Here is a 6,742-nt window from a genome sequence, read left to right as displayed (position 1 = left end):
ACGGCCGCATCGTCGACGAACTCCACCACCCCACCGCCGACACCGTCCTGGACCGCATGCGCCGCTTCGACGCCAAGGGCCGCACCAGCTAGAGCGTCCCGCCAGCCCCGGCGCCCCCGACCTTCGAGAACCCCCAGGACTGACACCCCCTCATGTACCGCACCGCTTTGCGCAACGTGCTGGCCCACAAGGGCCGACTGCTCATGACGATGCTCGCCGTGCTGCTCGGCACCGCCTTCGTCTCCGGCGCGCTCGTCTTCACCGACACCCTCGGCAACGCGCTCCGGACCCAGAGCTCCAAGAGCTACACCGACATCGCCGTCACGGTCAGCGACCGCGACGCCGTCGGCCGGGGCTACGACCACACCGGCCGGACCTCCTCCGGCGCGGCCCTCACCGAGGACACCCGCAAGGCCGTCGCGGCGCTGCCCGGCGCCGCCGAGGCGCGCGGCGTGGTCAGCGGCTTCGCCGGCATCGCCGACAAGAAGGGCGCGCTGATCGGCGACGGCTTCTCCACCACCGGCACCAACTACGTGCCGGGCGCCGACGGCACCGACCCGCGCTACCCGCTGGTCGACGGGCGCGGCCCGCGCACCTCGGGTGAGATCGCGCTGGACGCCAAGACCGCCGAGAAGGGCGGCTACAAGGTCGGCGACACCGTCCGAGTGGCCGTCAACGGCCCGGTGATGGAGCTCAAGCTCACCGGCACCCTGCACACCAACGACCCGCGCGTGCTGGCCGGCGGCTCGCTCGCCGCCTTCGACACCGCCACCGCCCAGCAGCTCTACCTCAACCCGGGCCGCTTCGCCGAGCTCGACGTCAAGGGCAAGCCGGGGGCGGACGACACCGCACTCCTCGCCGCCGTCAAGCAGGCCGTCCCGCAGGCCGACTCGATCGAGGCCAAGACCGGACGCGCGCTCGCCGAGGAGCAGGACCGGATGATCGCCCAGGGCACCAAGGTCCTGAGCACCTTCCTGATGGGCTTCGCGGCCATCGCGCTGTTCGTCGGGATCTTCATCATCGCCAACACCTTCACCATGCTGGTCGCCCAGCGCACCAAGGAGCTCGCCCTGCTGCGCGCCGTCGGTGCCAGCCGCAAGCAGATCACCCGCTCGGTGCTGGTCGAGGCGCTGCTCGTCGGCCTCACCGCCTCGGTGGCCGGTCTGCTCGCCGGCGTCGGCATCGCCGCCGGGCTGCAGGCGCTGCTGAACGGCCCGGTGGACGCCAACCTCCCGGACGGCCCGCTGGTGATCAGCCCCTCCACGGTGATCGCCTCGATCGCCGTCGGTGTCCTGGTGACCGTGCTGGCGGCCTGGCTGCCCGCCCGCCGGGCCTCCCGGATCGCTCCGGTGGCCGCGATGAGCTCGGTCGAGCAGCCGGCCACCCAGAAGAGCCTGCGGATCCGCAACACGATCGGCCTGCTGTTCACGCTGGCCGGCGCGGGCGCCCTGGCCGCCGGTGCGGGCGGCAAGGAGGTCAAGCTGGTCGGCCTCGGCGCGGGCGTCCTGCTGATCGGCGTGTTCGTGCTGACCCCGCTGCTGGCCCGACCGCTGATCGCGCTGTTCGCCCCGCTGCTGCGCAGGCTCTACGGCACGCCGGGCAAGCTGGCCCAGGAGAACGCGATCCGCAACCCGCGCCGGACGGCGGCCACCGCCTCGGCGCTGACCATCGGCGTCACCCTGATCACCGCGCTGACCGTGGTCGGCGCCTCGGTGAACAAGGCCGTCGACGCGGCGACCGCGGACGACCTCAAGGCCGACTTCACGGTCGCCATGCAGAACGGCTCGATGCTCGCCCCCGACGTCGCCGGCCAGATCGCCAAGGCGCCCGGCGTCAGCGCGATGAGCGTGACGCGCAGCGTCCCGGTGGAGACCGGCCAGGGAGATTCCGACCGCGAGTGGCTGACGGCCGTCGACGCCGCGACCATCGACCAGCTGGCCACCGTCAAGGTCAAGGACGGTTCGGCGGACGCCCTCAAGCAGGGCCGGCTGATGGTCAGCTCGGGCACCGCCGAGCGCAACCACTACAAGGTCGGCGACACCCTCGCGGTCACCTACCCGGACAAGACCAAGGGCTCGCTCACCATCGGCGCCGTGCTGGAGGCCAACACCGCGCTGGCCGGCGTCGTCGCCCCGGACAACGTGGTGGGCCCGCACGCGCTGCCCGGCACCGGCCCGGACAAGGTCCTGGTGAAGGGCGTCCACGGCGCGGACGAGAAGCTGAAGCAGGCGCTGCGCGACGCGACCGGCGGCAACCCGCTGATCGCGGTCAAGGGCGAGAAGGACATCAAGGCGGAGAGCCGCAAGCTCGTCACCGACATGCTGAACATGATGTACGGGCTGCTCGGGATGTCCGTGGTGATCGCGGTGCTCGGCGTGGTCAACACCATGGCGATGTCGGTGTTCGAGCGGCGCCGGGAGATCGGCATGCTGCGGGCGATCGGCCTGGACCGGATCGGCATCCGCCGGATGGTCCGGCTGGAGTCGCTGCTGATCGCGCTGTTCGGCGGCGCGGTCGGGATCGGGCTCGGGATCCTGGTGGCCTGGGCGGGCACCCGCACGATGGCGGACTCGTTCAAGAACATGACCACCGTGGTACCGCCGCTGCAGATCGTCGGCTTCCTGGTCGCGGCCGCGGTGATCGGCCTGCTGGCCGCCCTCTGGCCGGCCCACCGGGCCGCCCGGATGGACATCCTGGGCGCGATCAAGAGCGAGTAGGCGCCCCCCGCAAGCGCGCCCGGAGCCCCGGACGGTCCTCGACCGTCCGGGGCTCCGGCGTATCCCGGCCCAGCCGGGGTAGGGCTGTGTCGGTGGTGCGTGCAAGGATGCTCGCGCGCACAGGGGCGAGGCGAAGGGGGCCAAGGCATGGAGACCAGCCGGTTCACGGGCGAGGACCCGCACGGGCACCAGCACGCGGTGAAGGTCGTCTCCAGGCGGAACAACACCCGGCGCGTGGTCTGCGAGAGCTGCGGCTACCGCAGATCGGCGACGTTCGGCGCGCAGGCGAAGGCCTCCGAGCACCTGTCGCAGACGCACGACGCCGGGTACGTCCGGCAGGAGTTCGCGCCGGGCCCGTGGATCGCCGCGGCCGTCGGGCTGGTCGCCTTCATCGTCTTCCTCTGCCTGTACGGGGGTTAGCGCCGCACACGACACCGCCCCGCCCGGCATGAGCCGGACGGGGCGGGCGGTTCGCCGAACGGAGGGGTCAGGCGGCCGGCTTGGCGGCGACGGGCTTCGCCTTGCCGCCGAGCAGGCCGAAGAACACGGCGAGGGTCGGCACCAGGTAGAGCAGCCAGACCACGAGCTGCAGCACCGTCGGGTCCGGCTGGAAGTTGAACACGCCCTTGAGCAGGGTGCCGTACCAGCTGTCCTTGGGGATGGTGCTGCTGATGTCGAAGGCCACGCTGTGCAGGCCCGGCAGCCAGCCGGCCTCCTGGAGGTCGTGCACGCCGTAGGCGAGCACGCCGGCCGCGACGACCACCAGCATCGCGCCGGTCCAGGTGAAGAACTTGGCCAGGTTGATCTTCAGCGCGCCGCGGTAGAACAGCCAGCCGAGCACCACCGAGGTGAGCAGGCCGAGCGCGGCGCCGATCAGCGGGTTGTAGCCGTCGTTGGTGGCCTGCACCGCGGACCAGATGAACAGCGCGGTCTCCAGGCCCTCGCGGCCGACCGCCAGGAAGCAGGTGACCACCAGGGCCGTGGTGCCCATGGCGATGGCCGCGTCCAGCTTGCCGTGCAGTTCGGTCTTCAGGTGCCGGGCGGTGCGGCGCATCCAGAACACCATCCAGGTGACCAGCCCGACCGAGATGATCGACAGCGAGCCGCCCAGCGCCTCCTGGGCCTCGAAGGTGAGCTGCGACGAGCCGAACTGCAGCACGGCGCCGAAGGCCATGCTGAGCACCACGGCGGAGGCGACGCCGATCCACACCGGCGGCAGCTTGTCCCTCCGGCCGGTCTTGACCAGGTAGGCGATCAGGATGCAGACGACCAGGCTGGCTTCGAGGCCTTCGCGCAGGCCGATCAGGTAGTTGCCGAACACGGCACTCTCCTCGGGGGGTTGAACGGGGCGGGGGATCAGCCGAAGAGCGCTTGGCCCCACCACTCCCCTGGCTTGCGGACGCCCGCCGGGCAGGCGAAGTGGGCGGAACCGACGTGCTGGATGTACTCGTTGAGCTTGTCGCCGGCCGCGAGCCGCTGCTGGAGCGGCACGAAGGCCTTGCGGGTGTCCCGCTGGTAGGCGAGGAAGAACAGGCCGGCGTCCAGGCGGCCGAGGCCGTCGGTGCCGTCGGTGAAGGAGAAGCCGCGGCGCAGGATCATCAGGCCGTTGTTGGCGTCCGGGTGGGCCAGGGCGACGTGCGAGCCGGCGGGCATCGCCTTGAGGTCCGGCGCGTCGTGCTCCTTGGCCTTGCCGTAGGGGGCGCCCTCGCCCTTGGTGCGGCCGAAGGTGTCCTCCTGGTCCTTGAGCGAGGCGCGGTCCCAGGTCTCGATGTGCATCCGGATCCGCCGGGCGACCAGGTAGGAGCCGCCGGTCATCCACTCGGGGCCGTCGCCGGGGGCGGCCCAGACGTGCTCGGCCAGCCCGGCGCCGTCGGTGCCCGCGATGTTGTGGGTGCCGTCCTTGAAGCCGAGCAGGTTGCGCGGGGTCTGGGCGTCCGGGGTGGTGGAGGAGGTCTTGCCGAAGCCGAGCTGGGACCAGCGGATGTTGACGGTGCCCATGCCGATCCGGGCCAGGTTGCGGATCGCGTGCACGGCGACCTGCGGGTCGTCGGCGCAGGCCTGGACGCAGAGGTCGCCGCCGCTGCGCAGCGGGTCGAGCTTGTCGCCCTTGAAGTTCGGCAGGTCGATCAGGGCCTCGGGGCGCTTGGCGCGCAGGCCGAAGCGGTCGACGCCGTCCTGGTCGAACAGGGTGGGGCCGAAGCCGATGGTGAGGGTGAGCCGGGAGGCGGGCAGGCCCAGGGCCTCGCCGGTGTCGTCCGGCGGCGCCTCGGGCAGGCCGTCGGCGGCGCCGGTGCCGACCTCGCGGCCGCCGGTCATCGCGGCGGCGGCCTTGGTCCACTCCTTGAGCATCTTGACCAGCGACTCGCGGGTCGCCTTCTCGGAGACGTCGAAGGCGGCGAAGTGCAGGCGGTCCTGGACCGGGGTGGCGATGCCGGACTGGTTCTCGCCGTAGAAGGGCACCTCGGCGCCGGTCTGGGCGGCCGGGGCCGGGGCCTGGTCGTCCTGCCGGGTGGCGGCGGCGACCGAGCCGACGGCGGCCGCGCCGAGCGCGACGCCCGCGCCGGCCCAGCCGATCACGGCCCGTCGGCTGACGGCGCCCCCGGCCCCACCGGCGGCAGCGGCCGGGGCGTTCGCGGTGCCCTCGGGGTTCTCGGGGTTCTCGGTGCCCTTGGCGTTCTCGGCGTCCATCGGCGGGCGGATCCTTCTCTGTGCTGACTCGCCGATGCCGTGGCGGCCGCTTCGGGCCGCCACGGCGTCGGTGGGGTGGGGACGGTGCTCGGGTGGGCTGCGGTGGTTACTTGACGACCACGGCGGCGGCCAGCTTCGACAGCGGTTCGCCCAGCGAGTTGACCGCGTCGGAGAAGGTCTTGCGCTCGGCCTCGGTGACCTTGTCGTAGGAGGTGAAGGTGCCGTCGGCCTGCTTGTACTTGGCGAGCAGGGCCTGGATCGCGGTGAACTCGGAGTCCAGGGTCTTGGACAGCTCCGGGTCCTTCTCGGCGGCGACCGGCTTCAGCAGCTCGTAGGCCTTCTGCGCGCCCTCGACGTTGGCCTGGAAGTCGGCCAGGTCGGTGTGGCTGTAGCGGTCCTCCTCGCCGGTGATCTTGTTGGTGGCGACCTCGTCCAGCAGCTCCTTGGCGCCGTTGGCCATGCTGGTCGCGGTGATCTCGGCCTCGGGGATCTTCTTCTGCCAGTCCTTGAGGTCGTTGACCAGCTGGTCGGCGAGCTTCTTCTCGTCGTCACCGATCTTGGCGTCGGCCCAGAGCGACTTCTCCAGCTTGTGCCAGCCGGTCCACTCCTGGCCGGCCTCCAGCTTGTCCTCGCGAGTGTCGGTCTTGGGGTCGACGTCGCCGAAGCTCTCGGCGACCGGCTCGGTGCGCTCCCAGCCGGTGCGCGACGGCGCGTACAGCGACTTGGCCTTCTCCACGTCGCCGGCCTTGATCGCGGCGGCGAAGGCCTCGACGGCCGGGATGGTGGCGTCGGCCTGCTGCTGGGCGTACGTGCGGTACGCGTCGACGGCGGCGGTCAGGCGCGGGTCGGCGGTGGCGGTACCGGCGCCCTCGCCGGTCACGGTGATCTTCTGGCGGATGCCGTCGCCGACCATGCCGGGCTTGCAGGCGATCTCGTAGGAGCCGGCCTTGATCTCCGCGTTGATGGTGGCCTTGGTGCCGGGGCCGATGTTCTCGCGCTCGGTGATGATCTTGTCGCCGGCGGCGTAGACGTAGACCTCGGTGGTCTTGGCGCCCTTGTTGCTGATGTCCAGGACGACGTGGCCGGCCGGGAAGCTGGTCTTGGAGACCTCGCAGGCGGTGTCGGTCGCGTTGATCTTGACCGCGTCCGCGCCGCCCGCCTTGTCGTCCTTCTTCGTCGCACAGCCCGCCAGGGTGGCGGTCGCCACGGCGAGGGTGAGCAGCGCGGCTGCGGTGGAACGGCGACGGGCGGACATGCGGGCTCCAACGGAAAAGGGCATGGGTGTGCCAGGGCGGGGCAGGGCTGAGCACCGGTGGGGGCGCCGAACCAGCGACAAC

General features: G+C 71.7%; 5 protein-coding genes and 1 pseudogene. 3 read left to right on the top strand and 3 right to left on the bottom strand.

Annotation, left to right across the window (positions count from 1 at the left end; genetic code table 11):
• The 3 genes and pseudogenes from ACIQVZ_RS23290 to ACIQVZ_RS23280 form a co-directional block, all read left to right on the top strand.
• A pseudogene (locus tag ACIQVZ_RS23290) lies at window positions 1-92 on the top strand (ABC transporter ATP-binding protein); the annotation flags it as partial.
• 60 nt (window positions 93-152) lie between these two features.
• Window positions 153-2,717, top strand: coding sequence for an ABC transporter permease (locus ACIQVZ_RS23285; protein ID WP_402452563.1), 2,565 nt, complete (start codon window positions 153-155; stop codon window positions 2,715-2,717).
• 147 nt (window positions 2,718-2,864) lie between these two features.
• Entirely contained in the window at window positions 2,865-3,137 is a 273-nt protein-coding gene (locus ACIQVZ_RS23280) for a hypothetical protein (protein WP_350879859.1), read from the top strand.
• Between the two features lie 67 nt (window positions 3,138-3,204).
• Here ACIQVZ_RS23280 and efeU read toward each other — a convergent pair whose 3' ends face one another.
• The 3 genes from efeU to efeO all read right to left on the bottom strand — a co-directional run bounded on the left by efeU (window position 3,205) and on the right by efeO (window position 6,660).
• Complete coding sequence (gene efeU, locus ACIQVZ_RS23275) at window positions 3,205-4,038, bottom strand: iron uptake transporter permease EfeU (protein ID WP_350879858.1); 834 nt, start codon at window positions 4,036-4,038, stop codon at window positions 3,205-3,207.
• 35 nt (window positions 4,039-4,073) lie between these two features.
• Window positions 4,074-5,405: an iron uptake transporter deferrochelatase/peroxidase subunit gene (efeB, locus tag ACIQVZ_RS23270; protein WP_350879857.1), complete on the bottom strand. Its 1,332-nt coding sequence runs from the start codon at window positions 5,403-5,405 to the stop codon at window positions 4,074-4,076.
• 106 nt (window positions 5,406-5,511) lie between these two features.
• On the bottom strand, window positions 5,512-6,660 hold the full coding sequence (gene efeO, locus ACIQVZ_RS23265) for an iron uptake system protein EfeO (RefSeq protein WP_350879856.1): 1,149 nt from the start codon (window positions 6,658-6,660) through the stop codon (window positions 5,512-5,514).
• Window positions 6,661-6,742: the final 82 nt, after the last annotated feature.

Origin of the sequence: Kitasatospora sp. NPDC098663, from assembly GCF_044760075.1 — a bacterium.
In the GTDB taxonomy this organism is placed as follows: Bacteria; Actinomycetota; Actinomycetes; order Streptomycetales; family Streptomycetaceae; genus Kitasatospora.
This window is presented reverse-complemented; position numbering and strand designations above follow the sequence as displayed.